Annotated in this window: 20 protein-coding genes; 15 read left to right on the forward strand and 5 right to left on the reverse strand. The window is 69.6% G+C overall.

Annotation, left to right across the window (positions count from 1 at the left end; translation table 11 throughout):
* The first annotated feature begins 42 nt into the window (after positions 1–42).
* The 4 genes from ACZ4RZ_RS21485 to mutM all read left to right on the forward strand — a co-directional run bounded on the left by ACZ4RZ_RS21485 (position 43) and on the right by mutM (position 2770).
* Complete coding sequence (locus ACZ4RZ_RS21485; protein WP_467746681.1) at positions 43–687, forward strand: YceD family protein; 645 nt, start codon at positions 43–45, stop codon at positions 685–687.
* Positions 688–689: 2 nt separating this feature from the next.
* Positions 690–863, forward strand: a complete 174-nt coding sequence (gene rpmF / locus ACZ4RZ_RS21490; protein ID WP_028802425.1) for a 50S ribosomal protein L32 — start codon at positions 690–692, stop codon at positions 861–863.
* Positions 864–882: 19 nt separating this feature from the next.
* Entirely contained in the window at positions 883–1740 is an 858-nt protein-coding gene (rnc, locus tag ACZ4RZ_RS21495; RefSeq protein ID WP_467746683.1) for a ribonuclease III, read from the forward strand.
* A gap of 169 nt (positions 1741–1909) precedes the next feature.
* On the forward strand, positions 1910–2770 hold the full coding sequence (gene mutM / locus ACZ4RZ_RS21500; RefSeq protein WP_467746685.1) for a bifunctional DNA-formamidopyrimidine glycosylase/DNA-(apurinic or apyrimidinic site) lyase: 861 nt from the start codon (positions 1910–1912) through the stop codon (positions 2768–2770).
* Here the strand turns inward: mutM and ACZ4RZ_RS21505 are convergent.
* Positions 2743–3153, reverse strand: coding sequence for a winged helix-turn-helix transcriptional regulator (locus tag ACZ4RZ_RS21505; RefSeq protein WP_467746687.1), 411 nt, complete (start codon positions 3151–3153; stop codon positions 2743–2745). The genes mutM and ACZ4RZ_RS21505 overlap by 28 nt on opposite strands.
* A gap of 100 nt (positions 3154–3253) precedes the next feature.
* Between ACZ4RZ_RS21505 and ACZ4RZ_RS21510 the strand changes: the two genes are divergently transcribed.
* Positions 3254–3853 (forward strand): flavodoxin family protein, encoded by a 600-nt coding sequence (locus ACZ4RZ_RS21510; RefSeq protein WP_467746689.1) that lies wholly within the window; start codon positions 3254–3256, stop codon positions 3851–3853.
* A 72-nt stretch (positions 3854–3925) separates the two neighbouring features.
* Here ACZ4RZ_RS21510 and ACZ4RZ_RS21515 read toward each other — a convergent pair whose 3' ends face one another.
* Positions 3926–4105, reverse strand: coding sequence for a hypothetical protein (locus ACZ4RZ_RS21515; RefSeq protein ID WP_467746691.1), 180 nt, complete (start codon positions 4103–4105; stop codon positions 3926–3928).
* Positions 4106–4249: 144 nt separating this feature from the next.
* Between ACZ4RZ_RS21515 and ACZ4RZ_RS21520 the strand changes: the two genes are divergently transcribed.
* The 5 genes from ACZ4RZ_RS21520 (at position 4250) to ACZ4RZ_RS21540 (ending at position 9447) form a co-directional block, all read left to right on the forward strand.
* Positions 4250–5476, forward strand: a complete 1227-nt coding sequence (locus ACZ4RZ_RS21520; RefSeq protein WP_467746693.1) for an acyl-CoA dehydrogenase family protein — start codon at positions 4250–4252, stop codon at positions 5474–5476.
* A gap of 5 nt (positions 5477–5481) precedes the next feature.
* Positions 5482–6714, forward strand: coding sequence for a CaiB/BaiF CoA transferase family protein (locus ACZ4RZ_RS21525; RefSeq protein WP_467746694.1), 1233 nt, complete (start codon positions 5482–5484; stop codon positions 6712–6714).
* The gene (locus ACZ4RZ_RS21530; RefSeq protein WP_467746696.1) at positions 6711–7493 is read left to right on the forward strand and encodes a crotonase/enoyl-CoA hydratase family protein; all 783 of its coding nucleotides are present in this window, start codon (positions 6711–6713) and stop codon (positions 7491–7493) included. Before ACZ4RZ_RS21525 ends, ACZ4RZ_RS21530 begins: the two co-directional genes overlap by 4 nt.
* A gap of 68 nt (positions 7494–7561) precedes the next feature.
* Entirely contained in the window at positions 7562–8548 is a 987-nt protein-coding gene (locus tag ACZ4RZ_RS21535; RefSeq protein WP_467746698.1) for a 3-hydroxyacyl-CoA dehydrogenase NAD-binding domain-containing protein, read from the forward strand.
* Complete coding sequence (locus ACZ4RZ_RS21540; protein WP_467746700.1) at positions 8545–9447, forward strand: 3-hydroxyacyl-CoA dehydrogenase; 903 nt, start codon at positions 8545–8547, stop codon at positions 9445–9447. The genes ACZ4RZ_RS21535 and ACZ4RZ_RS21540 overlap by 4 nt, the downstream gene beginning before the upstream one ends.
* A 100-nt stretch (positions 9448–9547) precedes the next feature.
* Here ACZ4RZ_RS21540 and ACZ4RZ_RS21545 read toward each other — a convergent pair whose 3' ends face one another.
* Positions 9548–10513, reverse strand: coding sequence for a CAP domain-containing protein (locus ACZ4RZ_RS21545; RefSeq protein ID WP_467746973.1), 966 nt, complete (start codon positions 10511–10513; stop codon positions 9548–9550).
* Positions 10514–10666: 153 nt separating this feature from the next.
* On the opposite strand from ACZ4RZ_RS21545, the gene ACZ4RZ_RS21550 reads away from it, so the two are divergent.
* The 4 genes from ACZ4RZ_RS21550 (at position 10667) to ACZ4RZ_RS21565 (ending at position 17392) form a co-directional block, all read left to right on the forward strand.
* Positions 10667–10948, forward strand: coding sequence for an acylphosphatase (locus ACZ4RZ_RS21550; RefSeq protein WP_467746701.1), 282 nt, complete (start codon positions 10667–10669; stop codon positions 10946–10948).
* A 380-nt stretch (positions 10949–11328) separates the two neighbouring features.
* Positions 11329–11532, forward strand: a complete 204-nt coding sequence (locus tag ACZ4RZ_RS21555) for a hypothetical protein (RefSeq protein WP_028802434.1) — start codon at positions 11329–11331, stop codon at positions 11530–11532.
* A 208-nt stretch (positions 11533–11740) separates the two neighbouring features.
* On the forward strand, positions 11741–15724 hold the full coding sequence (locus tag ACZ4RZ_RS21560; RefSeq protein WP_467746703.1) for an AAA family ATPase: 3984 nt from the start codon (positions 11741–11743) through the stop codon (positions 15722–15724).
* Positions 15725–15973: 249 nt separating this feature from the next.
* Positions 15974–17392: a sugar porter family MFS transporter gene (locus ACZ4RZ_RS21565; protein WP_467746704.1), complete on the forward strand. Its 1419-nt coding sequence runs from the start codon at positions 15974–15976 to the stop codon at positions 17390–17392.
* A 92-nt stretch (positions 17393–17484) separates the two neighbouring features.
* Here ACZ4RZ_RS21565 and ACZ4RZ_RS21570 read toward each other — a convergent pair whose 3' ends face one another.
* Both ACZ4RZ_RS21570 and ACZ4RZ_RS21575 read right to left on the reverse strand, forming a co-directional pair.
* Positions 17485–18474: an LLM class flavin-dependent oxidoreductase gene (locus ACZ4RZ_RS21570; RefSeq protein ID WP_467746706.1), complete on the reverse strand. Its 990-nt coding sequence runs from the start codon at positions 18472–18474 to the stop codon at positions 17485–17487.
* A 47-nt stretch (positions 18475–18521) separates the two neighbouring features.
* Positions 18522–19982: a cytosine permease gene (locus ACZ4RZ_RS21575; protein WP_467746707.1), complete on the reverse strand. Its 1461-nt coding sequence runs from the start codon at positions 19980–19982 to the stop codon at positions 18522–18524.
* 130 nt (positions 19983–20112) lie between these two features.
* Here ACZ4RZ_RS21575 and ftsY point away from each other — a divergent pair, with 130 nt between their 5' ends.
* The gene (gene ftsY, locus ACZ4RZ_RS21580) at positions 20113–21324 is read left to right on the forward strand and encodes a signal recognition particle-docking protein FtsY (RefSeq protein ID WP_467746709.1); all 1212 of its coding nucleotides are present in this window, start codon (positions 20113–20115) and stop codon (positions 21322–21324) included.
* The last annotated feature ends 14 nt before the right edge of the window (positions 21325–21338 follow it).

Raw genomic sequence — 21338 nt, forward strand, 5'->3', positions numbered from 1 at the left:
CAGGGGCCGCGTCCCCTTGGGCTTCGAAGATCGAAAGCAGGAATGGCTCTGAACACCCGCCTCGACCACCGCAACCCTCTCGTGTTCGACACACACGAGCTGGGGCGGCGTCCTGGCGCGCTGCAGCGCTTGACCCGCACGATCGACGCTCCCAAGGATCTCGGGATCCAGGGAGTCATCGGAGTGCCGGAAGGCGCCCCGGTGGAGCTCGAACTCCGCCTCGAGTCGGTCATGGAAGGTGTGCTTGTCACAGGCACCGCCCGTGCACAGGCCGAGGGGGAGTGCGTAAGGTGTCTGGAGCCGCTTGAGCAGCAGCTCGAAGCGGACTTCCAGGAGATGTTCTCGTACCCTGACGCCGATGACCGGGGCCGCCCCAAAGCGGAACCGGCCGACGACGCCGAGGAAGACGAGGACAGGCTCTTCCTCGAGGACGGCCTGTTCGACCTCGAATCCGTGCTGCGTGATGCGGTGGTGCTCGCACTGCCGATGCAGCCGGTGTGCCAGGACGACTGCCCCGGCCTGTGCTCCGAGTGCGGAGCCCGGCTCGCGGACGACCGGGACCACCACCATGATGCCGTCGACATCCGTTGGGCGGCACTGCAGGGACTCGCCGGTTCACTCGAAGATGGCGAGAAGGACGAGATGAGCGGCGCCGAAGCGGGCGTCGACGAGAAGCAGGAGAAGTAGCCGTGGCTGTTCCGAAGCGGAAGATGTCGCGCAGCAACACGCGCCACCGCCGGTCGCAGTGGAAGGCTGCGGTCCCCACCCTGGTTGCGTGCGAGCGCTGCCACGAGCCCAAGCAGCAGCACATCGCCTGCCCCGCTTGCGGCACCTACAACAAGCGCCAGGTCCTCGAGGTCTGAGCGGCTGGTGAGAGGTCTGATGTCTGACGCCAAGGCGGACTCAAACGCCAAGAACAAGGCGGACAACACAGCCTCGTCCCACACGCTTCTGGAAGGGCGGCTCGGGTACAAGCTCGAGTCCGCCCTTCTGGTGCGTGCGCTCACCCACCGTTCCTACGCATACGAGAACGGCGGTCTGCCGACCAATGAGCGTCTGGAGTTCCTCGGGGACTCCGTGCTCGGCCTGGTGGTCACGGACACGCTGTACCGCACCCACCCCGACCTGCCCGAAGGCCAGCTGGCCAAGCTGCGGGCCGCGGTGGTCAACTCGCGTGCGCTGGCGGAAGTGGGCCGCGGCCTCGAACTCGGCTCCTTCATCCGGCTCGGCCGGGGCGAGGAAGGCACGGGTGGCCGGGACAAGGCATCCATCCTCGCCGACACCCTTGAAGCGGTGATCGGCGCGGTCTATCTCGACCAGGGTCTGGACGCGGCGGGCGAGCTCGTCCACCGGCTCTTCGACCCGCTGATCGAGAAGTCCTCGAATCTGGGCGCGGGACTGGACTGGAAGACCAGTCTCCAGGAACTCACCGCGACCGAGGGACTCGGTGTGCCCGAGTACCTGGTCTCGGAGACCGGCCCGGACCACGAGAAGACCTTTACTGCTGCCGCCCGCGTCGGAGGCGTCTCGTACGGCACCGGCACCGGCCGCAGCAAGAAGGAAGCGGAGCAGCAGGCCGCGGAGTCCGCGTGGCGTGCGATCCGGTCCGCCGCGGACGAACGCGCGAAGACGGCCAAGGCCGCCGACCAGGCGGCTCAGGCCGCTGAGCAGGCGGCCCAGGACGCCGAGGGGTCCGCCGACACCCCCTCGGCCCCGACGAGCGACCCGGCCACGGCCTGATTCCTTCACAACTGAAGTAGCGCAGTACACGAGCCCCGCCGCAGCGCAATCACGCTGCGGCGGGGCTCGTGTATGGACGGGAGGCCCGACGGCCGCCCGGCTGCCCCCAGTTGACCGCGCGGTACGCTGCGGGCATCGCCCTGTGTCCCGCCCCCTTCGGAGGAGTTCCGTGCCCGAGTTGCCCGAGGTCGAAGTCGTGCGGCGGGGCCTGGAGCGCTGGGTCAGCGGGCGCGTCGTGAAGACGGTCGAGGTGCGGCATCCGCGGGCCGTACGGCGGCATCTGGCGGGGCCCGAGGGCTTTGCGAAGGCCCTCGCCGGGCAGCGCGTGGGCGAGGCCATGCGGCGCGGCAAGTATCTGTGGCTGCCCCTCGACGACTCCCCGTACTCGGTGCTCGCGCACCTCGGCATGAGCGGCCAGCTCCTGGTGCAGCCGGAGGACGTCCCGGACGAGAAGCACCTGCGCGTCCGGATCCGCTTCGAGGACGGCCAGGGCACCGAGCTGCGCTTCGTCGACCAGCGCACCTTCGGCGGGCTCTCCCTGCACGAGAACACCCCGGACGGCCTGCCGGACGTCATCGCGCACATCGCCCGCGACCCGCTCGACCCCCTGTTCGACGATGCCGCGTTCCACGCGGCCCTGCGCGCGCGGCGTACCACGATCAAGCGCGCCCTGCTCGACCAGTCGCTGATCAGCGGAGTCGGCAACATCTACGCGGACGAGGCGCTCTGGCGCTCCAAGCTGCACTACGAACGCCCCACGGCCGCCTTCACCCGGCCGCGCACCGCCGAGCTCCTCGGCCACATCCGCGACGTCATGAAGGACGCCCTGGCCGCCGGCGGCACCAGCTTCGACAGCCTGTACGTCAACGTCAATGGGGAGTCGGGCTACTTCGACCGCTCGCTCGACGCGTACGGGCGCGAGGGTGAGCCCTGCCGACGGTGCGGCACTCCGATGCGGCGGCGCGCCTGGATGAACCGCTCCAGCTACTTCTGCCCGCAGTGTCAGAGGGCGCCTCGCGTCGCGTCGTAACGCTGACGCGACTCGAGCACGTCGTCCATGCGGCCCTCCACGAACTGGATGAGCGTCATCAGGCGCTCGGCGACGTCGCGCCCGAGCGGGGTCAGTTCGTAGTCCACGCGGGGCGGGTTCGTCGGCTGTGCGTCACGGTGCACGAGGCCGTCGCGCTCCAGCGCGTGCAGCGTCTGCGACAGCATCTTCTCGCTCACACCGTCGACGCGGCGGCGCAGCTCATTGAAGCGGAGCGAGCCCTCGTGCAGGGCGCCGAGGGTGAGCGCCCCCCAGCGTCCGGTGACGTGCTCCAGCGTGCCCCGGGAGGGGCAGCTCCTCGCGAACACGTTGTACGCGAGGTCCTGACACTCACCGCTCTCGGCGGTCCGCACGCTGGGCTTCATGAGCTCACCATACTCCGGCGCAGCGCTAGCCAGAAGGTTGCACTAACTAAAAGGTGGTGCTTTCCTTTGGTTATTGCCCCCCGTCAGAGGAGTCCCCATCGTGAGTACCCCCGTCGTCTCCGTCGCCTACCACTCCGGCTACGGTCACACCGCTGTCCTCGCCGAGGCCGTTCGTTCCGGTGCCGTCGAGGCCGGCGCCCAGGTCCACCTGGTCAAGGTCGACGAGATCACCGACGCCGAGTGGGAGCTGCTCGACGCCTCCGACGCGATCGTCTTCGGCTCGCCGACCTACATGGGCACCGCGTCGGGCGCCTTCCATGTCTTCGCCGAGGCGTCCTCGAAGCGCTGGTTCGGGCAGGACTGGAAGGACAAGCTCGCCGCCGGTTTCACCAACTCCGGCTCCAAGAGCGGCGACAAGCTGCACACCCTGCAGTTCTTCCAGATCCTGGCCGCGCAGCACGGCATGAACTGGATCAACCTCGGTCTGCACCCCGGCTGGAACAGCAGCTCCGCCTCCGAGCACGACCTCAACCGTCTCGGCGTCTTCGCCGGCGCCGCCGCCCAGACCAACGTCGACGAAGGTCCCGAGACCGTGCACAAGGCCGACATCGCCACCGCCGAGCACCTCGGGCGTCGGATCGCGCAGGCGGCACGGGTGTTCGCGCTGGGGCGCGCGGCTGCTGCCGAGGTGGCCGCGTAAGCGCCGTATGTGTCTATGAATGCCCATGGCGCGTAAGCCTTTGCGCAAACGTTTGCGCAAGCGTTTACGCGCCTACGAAGAAGCCGCGCACACCATGTCCAGGTGGGCGCGGCCTTCGCGTACCTGTTTCTTGCCCACCGGCAGCGGCTGCTCCATCGCCGCTTCCGGCATGACGTTCTGCCAGCCCTCACAGCCCCGCCTCACCACTCCCGCACCGGCGGCGACGGCCACTGGGGTGGACTGCGGCGACACGGCACCCACTGCGCGGCGCGGGTCCGTGGGACCGGCCCCGGATCCGCGTTCAATCACGCCGGGGAACCGATACGCCGGGTGCGGAGAGCCGCTGATGGGCGCGGATCTCCGAGCCACGTCCCACAGCGCTTGAGGGAGATTGCCATGAGCGGCGCAACGACCTTGCCGACACCATCCGGTCCCTACCTGGACAAAGGGCTGCTGCCCGCCGACTTCTTCGCCTACGAGGAACTGCTGTCGGACGGGGAGCGGGAGCGACTCGAGTCCGTCCGCGAGTTCCTCCGCACGCAGGTCGCGCCGATCGTCGACGACCACTGGGCCCGGGCCGAGTTCCCCTTCCAGCTGGTCGAGGGCCTCGGGAGGCTCGGTCTTATGGACTGGGCCGACCCGGACTCCCCGGAATCCAGGCCGAGCAACCTCCTCGCGGGCTTCCTCGCGCTGGAGTTGGCGCATGTCGACGCGTCCGTGGCCACGTTCTCCGGCGTGCACACGGGTCTGGCCATGGGCACCATCCTCACCTGCGGCTCCGACGAACAGAAGCGGCGGTGGCTGCCGGCGATGAGCCGCTTCGAGAAGATCGGCGCCTTCGGGTTGACCGAGCCGCACGGCGGCTCCGACGTGGCCGGCGGTCTGCAGACGACCGCGCGCCGCGACGGCGACGCATGGATCCTCGACGGCGCGAAGCGGTGGATCGGCAACGCGACGTTCGCCGACCTGGTCGTCATCTGGGCCCGTGATGTCGAGACCCGTCATGTGCTGGGCTTCGTCGTGGAGAAGGACACCCCCGGGTTCACGGCGACGAAGATCGAGAACAAGATGGCGCTGCGGATCGTGCAGAACGCCGACATCGTGCTCGACGGCTGCCGCGTTCCGGAGGCCAACCGGCTGCAGAACGCGAACTCGTTCAAGGACACCGCCAAGATCCTGCGCCAGACACGCAGCGGCGTGGCGTGGCAGGCGGTGGGCGTGATGTTCGCCGCCTACGAGATCGCGCTGCAGTACGCGAAGGAACGGGAACAGTTCGGGCGCCCGATCGGGGGCTTCCAGCTCGTGCAGGACCTGCTCGTGAAGATGCTCGGCAACGCCACGGCCTCGTGCGGGATGATGACGCGCCTGGCCCAGTTGCAGGACGCCGGGGTATTCCGGGATGAACAGTCCGCCCTGGCGAAGGCCTACTGCACCGTGCGGATGCGCGAGAACGTGGGGTGGGCGCGGGAACTGCTGGCCGGCAACGGCATCCTCCTCGACTACAAGGTCGGCCGCTTCGTCGCCGACGCCGAGGCCATCTACTCGTACGAGGGCACGCGCGAGATCCAGACCCTCATCGTCGGACGCGCCGTCACCGACGGCCTGAGCGCCTTCGTGAGGTGATGACGATGACCATCGAATCCGTCTTCACCGGCCTGAAGGTCCTCGACGCGTCGAGCTTCATCGCGGGACCGGCCGCGGCCACCGTGCTCTCCGACTTCGGAGCGGACGTCATCAAGATCGAGCCGCCGGGAACGGGCGACCCCCAGCGACGGCTCAGCTCCGTGCCGCCCAGCCCCCGGGCGCAGGCCAACTACAGCTGGCACCTCGCCAACCGCAACAAGCGCGGCATGGTGATCGACCTGAAGTCACCGGCTGCCACCGAGGTCCTCAAGCGCCTCGTCGAGTGGGCCGACGTGGTGATCACCAACTTCCCGCACGGCACGCGCGAGAAGCTGCACCTCGGCTACGACGAGGTCGCGGGCTGGAACCCGCGGGTCGTCTACGCCGACATCACCGGCTTCGGGGATTCCGGCCCCGACGCCGGGCAGCCGGGCTTCGATCTGACCGCCGCCTGGTCGCGCAGCGGGCTGCTGGCCTCCACCCGGGACGCGGGAGCCCCGCCGACGGTGCCGGTCTGGGGCAGCGGCGACTACATGTCGGCGATCGCCATCTACGCGGCGATCGTGACCGCCCTCTACCGCCGTGAGCGCACGGGACAAGGAGCCAGTGTCGGGACGTCGCTGCTCGCCGCGGGCGTCTGGGCCACGGGAACGCTCGTGGCCGGCGCGCTCGCCGGCGGCACACCGTTCGAGCTGCACGACCGGAAGGCGCCGGCGAACCCGCTGATCAACCCCTACCGGACCGCGGACGATGAGTGGTTCATGCTGGTCGCCTCACCCCCGCACTGGCCGGGACTGACGCGGGCCATCGGGCACCCCGAGCTGCTCGAGGATCCCCGTTTCGCGGACGTCGAGGGCTTCGTCAAGAACTCCGCCGCGCTGAGCGAGCTGCTCGACGCCGAGTTCCGCACGCAGCCCTTCGCCCACTGGAAGGACGCCCTGGGCCGGGAGCGCGTCACCTACAGCCTCATTCAGACGCCGGAGGAGGCCGCGCAGGACCCGCAGCTGCGCGCGAACGACATCGTCGTACCCCTGGAAGGAGTCAGCGGGCTGGAGGAAACCATCAACAGTCCGGTCAACCTCCGAGGGGTGCCGAAGGTGCCGGCGAAGCGAGCGCCCGATCTGGGCGAGCACAACGACGAGATCCTCGCCGAGCTGGGATTCGGCCTCACCGAGATCGCCGAGCTACGCGCCAAGGGAGCGATTCCCGGCGCGACGGAAGCGGAGGCGCCGCGATGAGCACGGCGTCCGAAGCCTCCGACACGGTGCTCCACGAGCGCCGCGGCGGCGTGCTGACCATCACCCTTAATCGCCCTGCCCAGAAGAACGCCGTCGACCACGAGGCCGCGGTACAGCTCGCGGCGGCCGTGGATCTGCTCGACGCGGACCCGGAGCTGGCGGTCGGCGTCCTCACGGGCGCGGGCGGGGTGTTCAGCGCCGGCATGGACCTGAAGGCATTCGCCAAGGGGGAGCTGCCGGTGATCCCCGGCCGGGGATTCGGCGGGCTCACCGGCACGGCGGTGCGCAAGCCGTTGATCGCCGCGGTCGAGGGCTGGGCGCTCGGCGGCGGCTTCGAGATGGTGCTCGCCTGCGACCTGATCGTCGCCGCGGAAGACGCCCGGTTCGGGCTTCCCGAGGTCACGCGCGGTCTCGTGGCGGCGGCGGGCGGACTGGTCAGGCTGCCGCGCCGCCTTCCCTACCACGTCGCCGCGCGCGTACTGCTCACCGGCGAGCCGCTGACCGCCGCCGAAGGCAGGGAGTACGGCCTCGTCAACGAGCTGGCCCCACCGGGCACCGCGCTGGACGTGGCCCGGGAACTGGCGGAGCGCGTCGCGCGGAACGCACCGCTGGCGCTGGCGGCCGTCAAGGAGGTCCTGCGCGAAACGCAGGGCCTGAACGAGAGTGACGCCTTCACCCGCCAGGACCAGATCACGAGTGGGGTGTTCTCCAGCGAGGACGCGCGAGAGGGCGCGCGGGCGTTCGCCGAGAAGCGTGCCCCCGTCTGGCACGGCCGCTGATGGCCGCCACGCCGGCCGCTTCCCTTGCCCCACCGCCCGTGTCCGACTTCCAGGAGCAGTGACCAGCCATGAATACGCACACACCCGTCCACCGCGTGGCGATCGTCGGCACCGGCACGATCGGTGCGAGCTGGGCGACGCACTATCTCGTCCGGGGCTTCGACGTGACGGCGACCGACCCCGCCCCGACCTCGGAGGCGGCCCTGCGGTCGTACGTGGAGGCGGCGTGGGACGCGGCGGCCTCGATCGGCCTCGCGCCCGGAGCCTCGCCCGATCGCCTGAGGTTCACCGCGGACCTGCGGCAGGCCGTCGCGGACGCGGATTTCGTGCAGGAGAACGCGCCGGAGCGCCCGGAGCTCAAGGTGCGGCTGTTCGCCGACATCGACGACGCCACGCCGCCGGACGCGATCATCGCGTCGAGTTCGTCCGGCATCACGATGAGCGTCATCCAGGCCGAGTGCCGGCGTCCGGAGCGGACCGTCATCGGTCATCCCTTCAACCCCCCGCACATCGTCCCGCTGGTCGAGGTCGTCGGCGGTACGAAAACCGCCCCGGAGACGATCCGGGATGCCATGTCGTTCTACGCCGCGATCGGCAAGAAGCCGATTCACCTCAAGAAGGAGCTTCCCGGGCACGTCGCCAACCGCATCCAGGCCGCGCTGTACCGCGAGGTCGTGTACCTGGTCCAGGAGGGAGTGCTCGACGTGGTGGACTCCGACGACGCGGTGTCCTGGGGGCCGGGGCTGAGATGGGGTGTCATGGGCCCCCATCTGCTGTGGCATCTCGGCGGAGGAGAGGGCGGCATCCAGCACTTCATGGACACCCTCATGCCGCGGATGGTGGCGTCCTGGGAGGAACTGGGCACCCCCAGGTTCACGCCCGAGCTCAAGGAGCAGATCGTCAACGGTGTCCTGGAGGAGGCGGACGGCCACTCGGTCGACGATCTGGCCGCCCGGCGCGACGCGATGCTCTCGGCCCTGCTCGCCGTGCGCGCCCAGTACGACCCGTCCGGTCCGAGTGCCGCAGCCGGTCCCGAGACGAAGGAGGGACCGTGACGCAGCATCAGGAAAGACTGTTCGTGCTCGAGGCCAGCAGTGGCGGCCGGCTGTTCTCCGTGAACCCCGACGGCTCCGACAAGAAGTTTCTCGTCACCGAGTGCAGGATCCCCGACGGGGTCGCCGTCGATGTCGTGGCCGGGTACATCTACTGGACCAACATGGGTATTCCGCCGGAGAACGACGGCTCGATCGAGCGCGTGGACCTGGACGGAGGCAACCGGACGACGATCGTCCCCAGCGGCGTCACGCACACCCCCAAGCAGCTGCACCTGGAGGCCGCCGGCCGGAAGCTGTACTGGGGTGATCGCGAGGGTATGCGCGTGATGCGCTGCGACCTCGACGGCTCGCACGTCGAGACCCTCGTGCAGACGGGACAGGGAGAGGACGACCGTCGCGACGAGACCCGGTGGTGCGTGGGAGTCGCCGTCGACACCGTCGGCGGACACCTCTACTGGACGCAGAAGGGCCCGAGCGACGCGGGACTAGGGAAGATCCTGCGGGCCGGAATCGACCTGCCCGCCGGGGAGGGAGTGGCCGAACGCGGCGACATCGAGGTGCTGTTCGAGGGGCTGCCCGAGCCGATCGACCTGGAGCTCGACCTCGCGAAGCGCATGCTGTACTGGACGGATCGCGGGGACCCGCCGCGGGGCAACAGCGTGAACCGCTCGCCGATGGATCCTCCGGGCGGGCAGCGGACGTCCGAGATCCTGCTGACCCACCTGATGGAAGGCATCGGCCTCGCCCTCGATTTGGACGCCGGCCGCATGTACGTGACCGACCTGGGCGGAAACGTCTACGCGGCCGATCTCGACGGATCGAACCGGAGGGAGATCCTCGTCGCGCAGGGCAATCTCACCGGTATCGCCCGTGCCGTGCTGACCGGAACGAGGGGCTGACCCCCGGGCCGCCGTTGATCGAGTCTTCGAGGACGATGAGCCTGCGGACTGCGGTCCCGAGCAGGACCAGAGCGGAAAGTGCCTCTGACCTGCGGTTATCTCAGTAGCCGAAGTCCTGCGTCCACCACGGGCCGCCCGAGCCGAAGTGGGCTCCGACGCCGAGGGTCTTGAAGTCGCAGTTGAGGATGTTGGCGCGGTGGCCGGGGCTGTTCATCCAGGCTTCCATCACCGCCGCGGCGGTGGTCTGACCGCGGGCTATGTTCTCGCCGCCCAGGCTGGTTATCCCGGCCTTCGCCGCCCGGTCCCAGGGGCTGTGCCCGCTCGGGTCGGTGTGGTCGAAGAAGTCGCGCGCGGCCATGTCCTCGCTGAAGGTCTGGGCCAGGTCGGTGAGGGCACTGTTCGCCGACACCGCGCTGCAGCCCACCTTGGCCCGCTCCTCGTTGACGAGCTTGAGTACCGCGGCCTCGGCCGCGGCCTCGGCGGAGACCGTCACCGGGGCGGTGGTCTTCGGCGCCTTCGTGTGGGGCTTGGCGGGCTTCGCGGGCTTCGGAGCCTTCGTCTTGCTGGGCTTGGCGGTGGGCTCCTTCGAAGGCGTCGTCGTCGGAGCGACGGGCGACGTTGCGGGAGCGGCCGAGTCCGAGGGCGATGCGGAGCGGTCCGCGTCACGGCTCGTCGACGTGCCTTCGCGGGAGTCCGCGCTGCCGGACGTGCCGCCCTGCTGGGTCTCCAGACCGGACGGAGAGCTCGCGGCCTGCACGCTGTCGGAGTTGTTGCTGCCGCCGCCGAGCGAGTAGTTGTCGCTGCCGGGCAGCACTCCGGTCGCCACGGCGACGGTGCCCAGCGCCACGGCCGCCGAGACGCCGAGCAGACCCGTGCGGACGGGGGTCGCGGCCTTCCTCTTGCGGTGTGAGCGGGCAGCGGCGGTGCGCGGGAGGTCGGCGACTGCGGCGTAGCCGTACAGATTCTCCGGACCGTAGCTGTCCGTCTGCGTCCCGTTCGTTTCCGTGACCCCGGTGGCGCGGCCAGTGGCGGCGCGGCCGGCGGCGGAGCGTCGGTGGCGTCCCATCTCCTGGGCCTTCCTCGTCTTGCGGTCAGCGGTCCTCAGCCGAACCTCACCCGAAAGAGTGAGTTTCATATGAGACTCATTGGGTCGGGACGGTACCGCATGGCGCGAGGGGAGGAAGTGCTCCGCGAGACATTGTCCGGTTAGCGTGCACCCATGAACGAGGTTGCACGGCTGGTCGTCTGGGTGCGCGGAAGGGTCCAGGGTGTGGGTTTCCGCTGGTTCACGCGGGCCAAGGCGCTGGAGATCGGCGGGCTGAGTGGTTTTGCTCTCAATTTGGACGACGGACGGGTCCAGGTGGTCGCGGAGGGCTCCCGGGACGGATGCCAGAGCCTGCTGGACTGGCTCCAGGGCGACGACACGCCCGGGCGGGTAGACGGAGTCACTGAGATCTGGGACACGCCCCGGGGGAACTACGACGACTTCGCCATCCGCTGACGGTGACTGGTGCAACGGCCCAGGCGGAAGCGGTATGGCATGCCACCGGCACCTGCCAGAAGCAGAAATGACCTGGTGGTTGCCAAGAACGGCTTGTCGTGGCAGGCTCCGCAGTTAAGGATGATCTCCACGCCCTGAGGACCCCGCAGGAGTCGCAGCGCTGCCGTTCAAGGGCCGCGCGACAGCGGGTTGCCCGCCGATACGGGGCGTGATCGTGTTGACCGTCAAACTTTTTGGTGAGACGCTGAAAGCCCCGCGCACCTTAGCTGTTTGGCATGTGGAACGGCAGCAGGACATCAGCAGTGTCAAGCATCGCGGGTGCGATTCCCTCACGACCCACACCGCTTCGGTCGGTCACTCAGTGTGGAGGACCATCCATCATGGCAAAGGCGCTTCTCGGTTACGTCGGCGGTTCCGACCCGCGACTCATTGCCGAGATGCGACGGCTCCAGCAGCGCGTACAGGACCTCGAATCCGAGCTCGTACGGATTCAGGCCGAGAACGACGCGCTCGCGGCTGCCGCTTCTCACGATTCGCTTCTCGAGAGCATCGACGTACCCCAGGCGGAGCCTGCGCTCACCTGATCACTGCACCGCACTACGACAGCAGTGGTTGGGCAGCCCCTATCAACCGCTAAGTTGTCAGATTTGCAAGGGACGCCCCTCGGCGTCCCTTCTTTCTTTCCCCCGCGCACAGTTCCACTGTCTTTAACGTCTGGTGTGCCCTGCACGTTCACGGGTGAAACCGCGCGTTCATGGAGTGAGACCAGCACGAAAGGTAGAGTCCAGCGGCGTGCACCTCAAGGCCCTGACCCTGCGCGGGTTCAAATCGTTCGCCTCGGCGACCACGCTGCGGTTCGAGCCGGGTATCACCTGTGTCGTGGGGCCCAACGGTTCGGGCAAGTCCAATGTCGTGGACGCCCTGAGCTGGGTCATGGGCGAGCAGGGGGCCAAGTCGCTGCGCGGCGGCAAGATGGAGGATGTCATCTTCGCCGGCACGACCGGCCGTCCACCGCTCGGCCGCGCCGAGGTGTCGCTGACCATCGACAACTCCGACGGGGCGCTGCCCATCGAGTACGCCGAGGTCACCATCACGCGGATCATGTTCCGCAACGGCGGCAGCGAGTACCAGATCAACGGTGACACCTGCCGTCTCCTCGACATCCAGGAGCTGTTGTCCGACTCCGGCATCGGCCGCGAGATGCACGTCATCGTCGGCCAGGGCCAGCTCGACTCCGTCCTGCACGCCGATCCGATGGGCCGCCGCGCCTTCATCGAGGAGGCGGCGGGCGTCCTCAAGCACCGCAAGCGCAAGGAGAAGGCGCTGCGGAAGCTGGACGCGATGCAGGCGAACCTCGCGCGCGTGCAGGACCTCACGGACGAACTGCGGCGGCAGTTGAAGCCGCTCGGCCGCCAGGCGGCCGTCGCCCGCCGCGCCGCCGTCATCCAGGCCGACCTCCGGGACGCGCGTCTGCGCTTGCTGGCCGACGATCTCGTACGACTCCGCCAGGCACTGCAGACCGAGATCGCCGACGAGGCCGCACTCAAGGAACGCAAGGAAGCCGCCGAGGCGGAGCTGAAGAAGGCGCTCCAGCGGGAAGCTCTCCTGGAGGACGAGGTACGGCAGCTGACGCCGCGACTCCAGCGCGCCCAGCAGACCTGGTACGAACTCTCGCAGCTCGCCGAGCGGGTGCGCGGCACGATCTCGCTGGCCGACGCGCGCGTGAAGAGCGCCACATCGGTGCCCGCCGAGGAGCGGCGCGGCCGCGACCCCGAGGACATGGAGCGCGAGGCCGCGCGGATCCGCGAGCAGGAGGCCGAGCTCGAAGCGGCCCTGGAGGCGGCCGAGCGCGCGCTGGAGGACACCGTCGCGCACCGCGCCGAGCTGGAGCGCGAGCTCGCCGTCGAGGAGCGCCGCCTCAAGGATGTGGCCCGCGCCATCGCCGACCGCCGCGAGGGTCTTGCCCGCCTCAACGGCCAGGTGAACGCCGCCCGTTCACGCGCAGCCTCCGCCCAGGCGGAGATCGACCGGCTCGCCTCCGCCCGCGACGAGGCCCAGGAGCGCGCGGTCGCCGCCCAGGAGGAGTACGAGCAGCTGAAGGCCGAGGTCGACGGCCTCGACGCGGGCGACGCGGAGCTGACGGACCGGCACGAGGCGGCCAAGCGGGCGCTGGCCGAGGCGGAGGCCACGCTGACGGCGGCCCGCGAGGCGGCCACGGCGGCGGAACGCAGGCGCGCCGCCACCCAGGCCCGCCACGAGGCGCTCGCCCTCGGGCTGCGCCGCAAGGACGGCACGGGAGCGCTGCTCGGGGCGAAGGACCGGCTGACGGGGCTGCTCGGGCCGGCGGCCGAGCTGCTGTCGGTGACCCCCGGCTTCGAAGTTCCCCTGGCCGCCGCCTTCGGCGCGGCAGCGGACGCGATCGCGGTCACCACCCCCGCCTCCGCCGCGGAGGCCATCCGCCTGCTGCGCAAGCAGGACGCCGGGCGGGCGGCGTTGCTGCTGGCGGGCGCACCGGAGGAGCCCGGAACGGGCGCGGCGCGGCGCGACGGCTCCGGCCCGGCGACCGGAGGCGTACGCAGGGACGTTCCGGCGGGACCGGGCTCTCCTGGGGCAGGGCAGGCGGTGGCCGGCCCGGCAGGGCGGCCCGCGGACGGTTCGCACGCTCCCGCAGCGGCGCGGCCCGCGGTCTCGTCGACGGACCGCGGCGCCACCGATGACGTACGCGGCGCGGCGGGGATCGGGGAGCACCGGGCGCCAGGTACCGCGGGCGGTGCTCCCGGCGAGGCGCTCGCGACGGAGCGCGAAGACGTGTACGGCGCCACGGGTGACGTACGCCACAGGGCCGGGAGCGGCACGGGGACCGGGGCCGAGGCCGGTGAGTACCGGGCGCCAGGTGTCGCGGGCGATGCGGAGCGGCGCGGCGACGCCTACGGCGCGCCCGACGGTGTATCCCGTCCCGATCACCGGGCCGACGGGCCCCCGTACGCCGCCGACCTCGTCCGGGGCCCCGCCGAACTCATGCCCGCCGTACGGCGACTGCTGCGCGGGATCGTTGTCGTGGGCACCCTCGAAGACGCCGAGGACCTCGTCTACGCGCGGCCCGAACTCACCGCCGTCACCGCAGAGGGCGACCTGCTCGGGGCGCACTTCGCGCACGGCGGGTCCGCCGGGGCGCCCAGCCTGCTCGAAGTGCAGGCATCGGTCGACGAGGCAGCGGCCGAGCTCGAAGAACTCGCGGTCCGCTGCGAGGAGTTGACCGAGACCCAGCACCTCGCCACCGAGCAGAGGAAAGAACGGGCAGCGCTCGTCGAGGAGTTGGGCGAGCGGCGGCGGGCCGCCGAGCGGGAGAAGTCGTCCGTGGCGCAGCAGCTCGGGCGGCTGGCCGGACAGGCGCGGGGAGCTGCCGGGGAGGCCGAGCGGAGTACGGCCGCCGCCGCGCGGGCGCAGGAGGCGCTCGACCGGGCCGTGGAGGAGGCCGAGGAACTGGCCGAACGGCTCGCCGTGGCCGAGGAGATGCCCGTCGAGGAGGAGCCCGACACCTCCGTGCGCGACCGGCTCGCCGCCGACGGCGCCAATGCGCGGCAGACCGAGATGGAGGCCCGGCTCCAGGTGCGTACGCACGAGGAGCGGGTCAAGGGGCTCGCCGGGCGGGCCGACGGACTCGACCGGGCCGCGCGCGCCGAACGCGAGGCACGCGCGCGTGCCGAGCAGCGGCGGGCCCGGCTGCGGCACGAGGCGGCGGTCGCCGAGGCCGTCGCCTCCGGTGCGCGCCAGCTGCTCGTGCACGTCGAAGTCTCGCTCACCCGGGCCGAGGAGGAGCGGGTCGCCGCGGAGAACGCCAAGACGCACAGGGAGCAGGCGCTCGGCGTCGCCCGCAACCTGGGCCGCGACCTCAAGGCGGAACTCGACAAACTCACGGATTCGGTTCACCGAGGCGAGGTACTCGGCGCCGAGAAGCGGCTGCGCATAGAGCAGCTGGAGTCGAAGGCGCTGGAGGAGCTCGGTGTCGAACCGGCGGGACTCGTCGCGGACTACGGTCCCGACCAGCCCGTGCCGCCCTCGCTCCCAGCCGAGGGCGAGGAACTGCCCGAGGACCCGGAGCATCCGCGCAACCAGCCCCGGCCGTTCCACCGTGCCGAGCAGGAGCGGCGGCTCAAGTCGGCGGAGCGGGCGTACCAGCAGCTGGGCAAGGTCAACCCGCTCGCTCTGGAGGAGTTCGCCGCGCTGGAGGAACGCCACAAGTTCCTCAGTGAGCAGCTCGAGGACCTCAAGAAGACGCGTGCCGATCTGCTTCAGGTGGTGAAGGAGGTCGACGAGCGCGTCGAACAGGTCTTCACCGAGGCGTACCGGGACACGGCCCGGGAGTTCGAGGGGGTCTTCAGCCGGCTGTTCCCGGGAGGGGAGGGGCGGCTGATTCTGACCGACCCCGACAACATGCTCACCACGGGTGTGGACGTCGAGGCGCGGCCCCCGGGCAAGAAGGTCAAGCGGCTGTCCCTGCTCTCCGGCGGTGAGCGGTCGCTGACCGCCGTCGCGATGCTTGTGTCGATCTTCAAGGCGCGGCCCAGCCCGTTCTATGTGATGGACGAGGTCGAGGCGGCGCTCGACGACACCAACCTGCAGCGGCTGATCCGCATCATGCAGGAGCTGCAGGAGGCCTCGCAGCTGATCGTGATCACACATCAGAAGCGCACGATGGAGGTCGCCGACGCGCTGTACGGCGTCTCCATGCAGGGCGACGGTGTGTCGAAGGTCATCAGCCAGCGGCTCCGCTAGATACATGTAGGCCACACCGGTCATGACCTGGGCTTCTTCTGAGTTCAAGTATTGAACACACGCTCACCACTCCTGTGCTAAAAATTCACAGCAAGCGAGCTGTTGACTTCGAAACTTGAAGGCATAGTCTCTGCAACGTTGCTTTTACCTTCAGGTGGTGGGCGGCGCGAGGTTATGCGCCACTGGAACCACCCTGAAGGGCTTGCCCCCACCCCCCGGCAGCGAGGCCGGTGGCCCGAGGAGTTTCACGTGACCAGCACCGCGCAGGCACCCCAGCCAGGAGCCAGGACGGCTCACCCCGAACATCTCGGGCATGTCATCTTCATCGCGGCGGCGGCCGCGATGGGCGGCTTCCTGTTCGGCTACGACAGTGCCGTGATCAACGGCGCCGTCGAAGCCATCCGCAGCCGTTACGACATCGGCTCCGCGACCCTGGCACAGGTCATTGCCATCGCGCTGATCGGCTGCGCCGTCGGCGCCGCGACCGCGGGTCGCATAGCCGACCGCATCGGCCGCATCCGCTGCATGCAGATCTCCGCCGTCCTCTTCACGGTCAGCGCCGTCGGTTCCGCGCTGCCCTTCGCGCTGTGGGACCTCGCCTTCTGGCGCATCATCGGCGGTTTCGCCATCGGCATGGCCTCCGTCATCGGCCCCGCCTACATCGCCGAGGTCTCCCCGGCCGCGTACCGCGGACGCCTCGGATCCTTCCAGCAGGCCGCGATCGTCGTCGGCATCGCCGTCTCGCAGCTGGTCAACTGGGGCATCCTGAACGCCGCCGGCGGTGACCAGCGCGGCACGCTCCTGGGCTTCGAGGCCTGGCAGGTCATGCTCGGCGTCATGGTCATCCCGGCCGTCCTGTACGGTCTGCTCTCCTTCGCGATCCCCGAGTCGCCGCGCTTCCTGATCTCCGTCGGCAAGGACGAGCGCGCCCGTGAGGTGCTCAAGGAGGTCGAGGGCGACAAGGTCGACCTGAACGCCCGCGTCGCCGAGATCGAGCACGCCATGAAGAGCGAGCACAAGTCGACCTTCAAGGACCTGCTCGGCGGCAGCTTCTTCTTCAAGCCGATCGTCTGGGTCGGTATCGGCCTCTCGGTCTTCCAGCAGTTCGTCGGCATCAACGTCGCGTTCTACTACTCCTCGACGCTGTGGCAGTCGGTCGGCGTCGACCCGACGGACTCGTTCCTCTACTCGTTCACGACGTCGATCATCAACATCATCGGCACCGTGATCGCCATGATCTTCGTCGACCGGATCGGCCGTAAGCCGCTCGCGCTCATCGGTTCCGTGGGCATGGTCATCGGTCTCGGCCTCGAGGCCTGGGCCTTCTCCTTCGACCTCGTCGACGGCAAGCTGCCGGCCGCCCAGGGCTGGACCGCCCTGATCGCCGCGCATGTCTTCGTCCTCTTCTTCGCCCTCTCCTGGGGTGTCGTGGTCTGGGTCTTCCTGGGCGAGATGTTCCCGAACCGGATCCGCGCCGCCGCGCTGGGCGTCGCCGCCTCCGCGCAGTGGATCGCCAACTGGGCCATCACCGCGAGCTTCCCGTCGCTGGCCGACTGGAACCTCTCCGCGACCTACGTGATCTACACGATCTTCGCCGCGCTCTCCATCCCCTTCGTGCTCAAGTACGTGAAGGAGACGAAGGGCAAGGCCCTGGAGGAGATGGGCTGAGCCTCCTGAGAAAGGCTCCCCGAAACTCGGGGAGAAGGGCCAAGTCCCCGCTGCCCCTCTCCTCGTACTCGTAAGAGACGTACTGCCCCGGCTCAGCCCCCGATTCCCTCGAGGTCCTTGAGCCGGGGCAGTACGTTTTCGCAGAACAGGTGCAGGCTGCGCCAGCCCTCGTCGATCGGCATCCCGCCGGACAGCGGATGCAGCACAAAGTTGTCCAGGCCCTGCTCCACGCACGCGTCGGGCGTGAGGATCCGGTAGACACCCTCCGCGCGCAGCTCGTCGACCGAGGTGGCCGCCGACTTCACCGCGGAGCGGATGTCGCCGGACTGCCAGGAGGCGTAGGTCCGCGCCTCGTGCAGGAAGTGCCCGCCGTACTCGGCCCACGCCCGGTCCGGGTCCTCGGCGATGTGCAGCAGCGGGGTCTCGGCGGCGGGCATCATGGTCCAGCCCTCGGTGCCGTACTCGAGGAGCCGCTCCTTGTAGTACGCCTCCAGCTCGGGAAGGTGCGCGCTGGGGAAGAACGGCAGCCCGAGCCGGGCGGCGCGCCGGGCCGCGGCCTTGGACGAACCGCCGACCAGCAGCAGGGGGTGCGGATCCGAGAAGGGGCGCGGGGTGACCCGTACCGTACGGCCCCGGTACCCGAACTCCTCGCCGGTCCACGCCTTCAGCACCGTCTCCAGCAGCTCGTCCTGGAGTGTGCCGCGCCGCTTCCAGTCGACGTCGAAGAGGGCGTACTCCTCGGGCCGGTAGCCGATTCCGGCCACTGTGACGAGCCGTCCGCCGCTGAGCAGATCGAGTACGGCGATGTCCTCGGCGAGGCGCAGCGGGTCGTGCAGCGGACCGATGACCGCCGACACCGTGACCGCTATGTGCCGGGTGGCGCCGAAGACCGCGCCCGCGAAGGCGAACGGCGAGGGCAGCCAGTTGTTGGCGACACCGTGGTGTTCCTCGGTCTGCACGGTGGTGATCCCGCGGTCGTCGGCGTACGCGGCCATCTCGACCGCCGCCTTGTAGCGGGCACTGAGCGACGCGGGTGTGGCGTCGGGGTCAACGAGGTTGAAGCGTACGACGGTTACGGGCATGGGGAGTCCCCCTTCGTGTGTGAAGGGGGACGGTAGCTGACGGTACGTCAGACGGCCATAGCGGCGGGCTCTTTGACGGGCTCGGTCCCGGGTGCGACCACCGCGGGCTTCGGCAGGACGACGTAGAGGAAGAAGGAGACCACGATCGTCGCCACCCAGCCCAGGCCGTACTCGCCGATGGGGTTGTTGGAGGCCAGCGGGCCCGTGAACCAGTCGGACGTCGTGAACAGCAGTCCGCTGCCCAGTCCCACCGCCCACGCGGCGACCGCGGCGGGACTGAAGCCGCCGCGGTACCAATAGGCGCTGGTCCGCGTGGTGTCGACCAGGGCCTCGGCGTCGTACTCCCTGCGGCGCAGCATGTCCGCTCCGAACACGCCCACCCATGCCGAGAAGGCGACGGCGAGCAGCGACAGGAAGGCGATGAACGAGCCCATGAAGCTGGTCGCGACCAGCATCAGGACGCCGCCGAAGACCAGCGAGATCACGGCGTTGACCGAGACCGCCCAGTGGCGCGGCACCTTGAAGCCGAGCGTCTGCGCGGTGAATCCCGCCGAGTACATCGACATCGCGTTGATCAGCAGCATGCCGACCAGGGCGATCAGCAGATACGGCACCGCGATCCACAGCGGCAGGACCGCGCCGAGGAAGGAGACCGGGTCGGCGGCCGAGGCCAGATCCGGCGTGGAGACCGCCATGACGGCGCCCATCAGGACCATGGGCAGTACGACGATGCCGGCGCCGCCGATGGAGTTGCGCACGATCGCCGCGGACGACGCCGTACGCGGCAGATAGCGCGTGAAGTCGGGGGAGGAGGGCACCCAGCTGATGCCGCCCGCGGCGATGAGGCCGACGCCCGTGATCATCAGGGACGTCTGGCCCGCCGCCTGTCCGAAGACCTTGCTCCAGTCCGTGTCCACGATCAGATGGCCGAGGACGAGCACCGAGAAGCCGCCGAAGAGGTACATCGCCCACTTGTTGCACTTCTGGACGGCCATGATGCCGAGGCCCGAGATCCCGAACGTCGTGAGGACGAAGAGCAGCAGCGTCACGATGATCAGGAACGTGTTGCTCTTGATGCCGAAGAGAATGTCGAGGACGGTGAGCAGCGCGTAGGCGCCGGTCACCGCGTTGATCGTCTCCCAGCCCCAGCGGGCGATCCAGATCAGTGAGCCGGGGAGGAGATTCCCGCGCTGGCCGAAGACCGCGCGGGACAGGGCCATGCCGGGAGCGCCGCCGCGCCTGCCCGCGATACCGATCAGTCCGACCAGGCCGTACGACACGATCGGCGCCGCGACGCCGACGACCAGGGCCTGCCAGAAGTTGAGCCCGTACGTGACGGCCAGGCTCGCGCCCATGGTCAGCAGCAGGACGCTGATGTTGGCGGCAACCCAGGTGGGGAACAGGTCGCGGGTTCTCGCGGTGCGTTCGGAGTGGGGGACCGGCTCGATGCCGCGGGTTTCGAGGGCAGGAGCTTCGAGGGCGCCATCGGAGGGCTCGGTGGTGCTCATGGCGAATCATCATACTTTGGCTGGAGTGATGACTCTTTGTGACTTATGTCCTTTGGAGGAAGCCACGGAATCTCGCCTTGGAATGGGAATCCGCCTCCCGCGGGAGGGATGGCCGATACTGGGGGACGTTATGGAAACCGTCATCCTTGCTGTAGTCATCGCCTTGGTCGTGATCGGCGCGCTCGGCGGGCTCGTCGTCGGCAGTCGCAAGCGGAAGCAGCTGCCCCCGCCGCCCCCCGCCGCCCCCGACATCACCGCCCCTCCGGCCGAGCCGCACGTCGGCGACGAGGCCGAGACGCCGCGCGAAGAACCGCGCCGCACGATCGAGGAGGTGGATCTTCCCGAGGGCTCGGCGGGCGCGCCGGTCGCCGTCGAGGAGCCCGAGCCTCTTGTCGAAGCTCCCGCGATCGAGATCCCGGAGCCGACCGCCGGACGGCTGGTACGTCTGCGCGCCCGTCTCTCCCGCTCGCAGAACGCGCTCGGCAAGGGGCTGCTCACGCTGCTCTCGCGCGAGCACCTCGACGAGGACACCTGGGAGGAGATCGAGGACACGCTGCTCACCGCCGACGTCGGCGTCCAGCCCACCCAGGAGCTGGTCGAGCGGCTGCGCGAGCGCGTCAAGGTGCTCGGCACGCGCACTCCGGACGAGTTGCGCGGCCTGCTGCGCGAGGAGCTGCTCAACCTGGTCGGCACCGACTTCGACCGCACCGTCAAGACCGAGCCCGAAGCCAGCAAGCCCGGCATCGTGATGGTCGTCGGCGTCAACGGCACTGGCAAGACCACCACCACCGGCAAGCTCGCCCGCGTGCTGGTGGCCGACGGTCGCACCGTCGTCCTGGGTGCCGCCGACACCTTCCGTGCCGCCGCCACCGAGCAGCTGCAGACCTGGGGTGACCGGGTCGGCGCCTACACCGTGCGCGGGCCCGAGGGCGGCGACCCCGCTTCCGTCGCCTTCGACGCGGTCAAGGAAGGCAAGGAGATGGGCTACGACGTCGTGCTCATCGACACCGCGGGCCGGCTCCACACCAAGACCGGCCTCATGGACGAGCTCGGCAAGGTCAAGCGCGTCGTCGAGAAGCACGCGCCGCTGGACGAGGTGCTGCTGGTGCTCGACGCCACGACCGGGCAGAACGGTCTCGTGCAGGCCCGCGTCTTCGCCGAGGTCGTCGACATCACCGGCATCGTGCTGACCAAGCTGGACGGCACCGCCAAGGGCGGCATCGTCGTCGCGGTGCAGCGCGAGCTGGGCGTACCGGTCAAGCTGGTGGGTCTGGGCGAGGGCGCGGACGACTTGGCGCCGTTCGAGCCGGAGGCCTTCGTGGACGCGCTCATTGGCGAGTAATCCCGGCTTACGCG

This window comes from Streptomyces sp. NPDC027189, assembly GCF_055566975.1.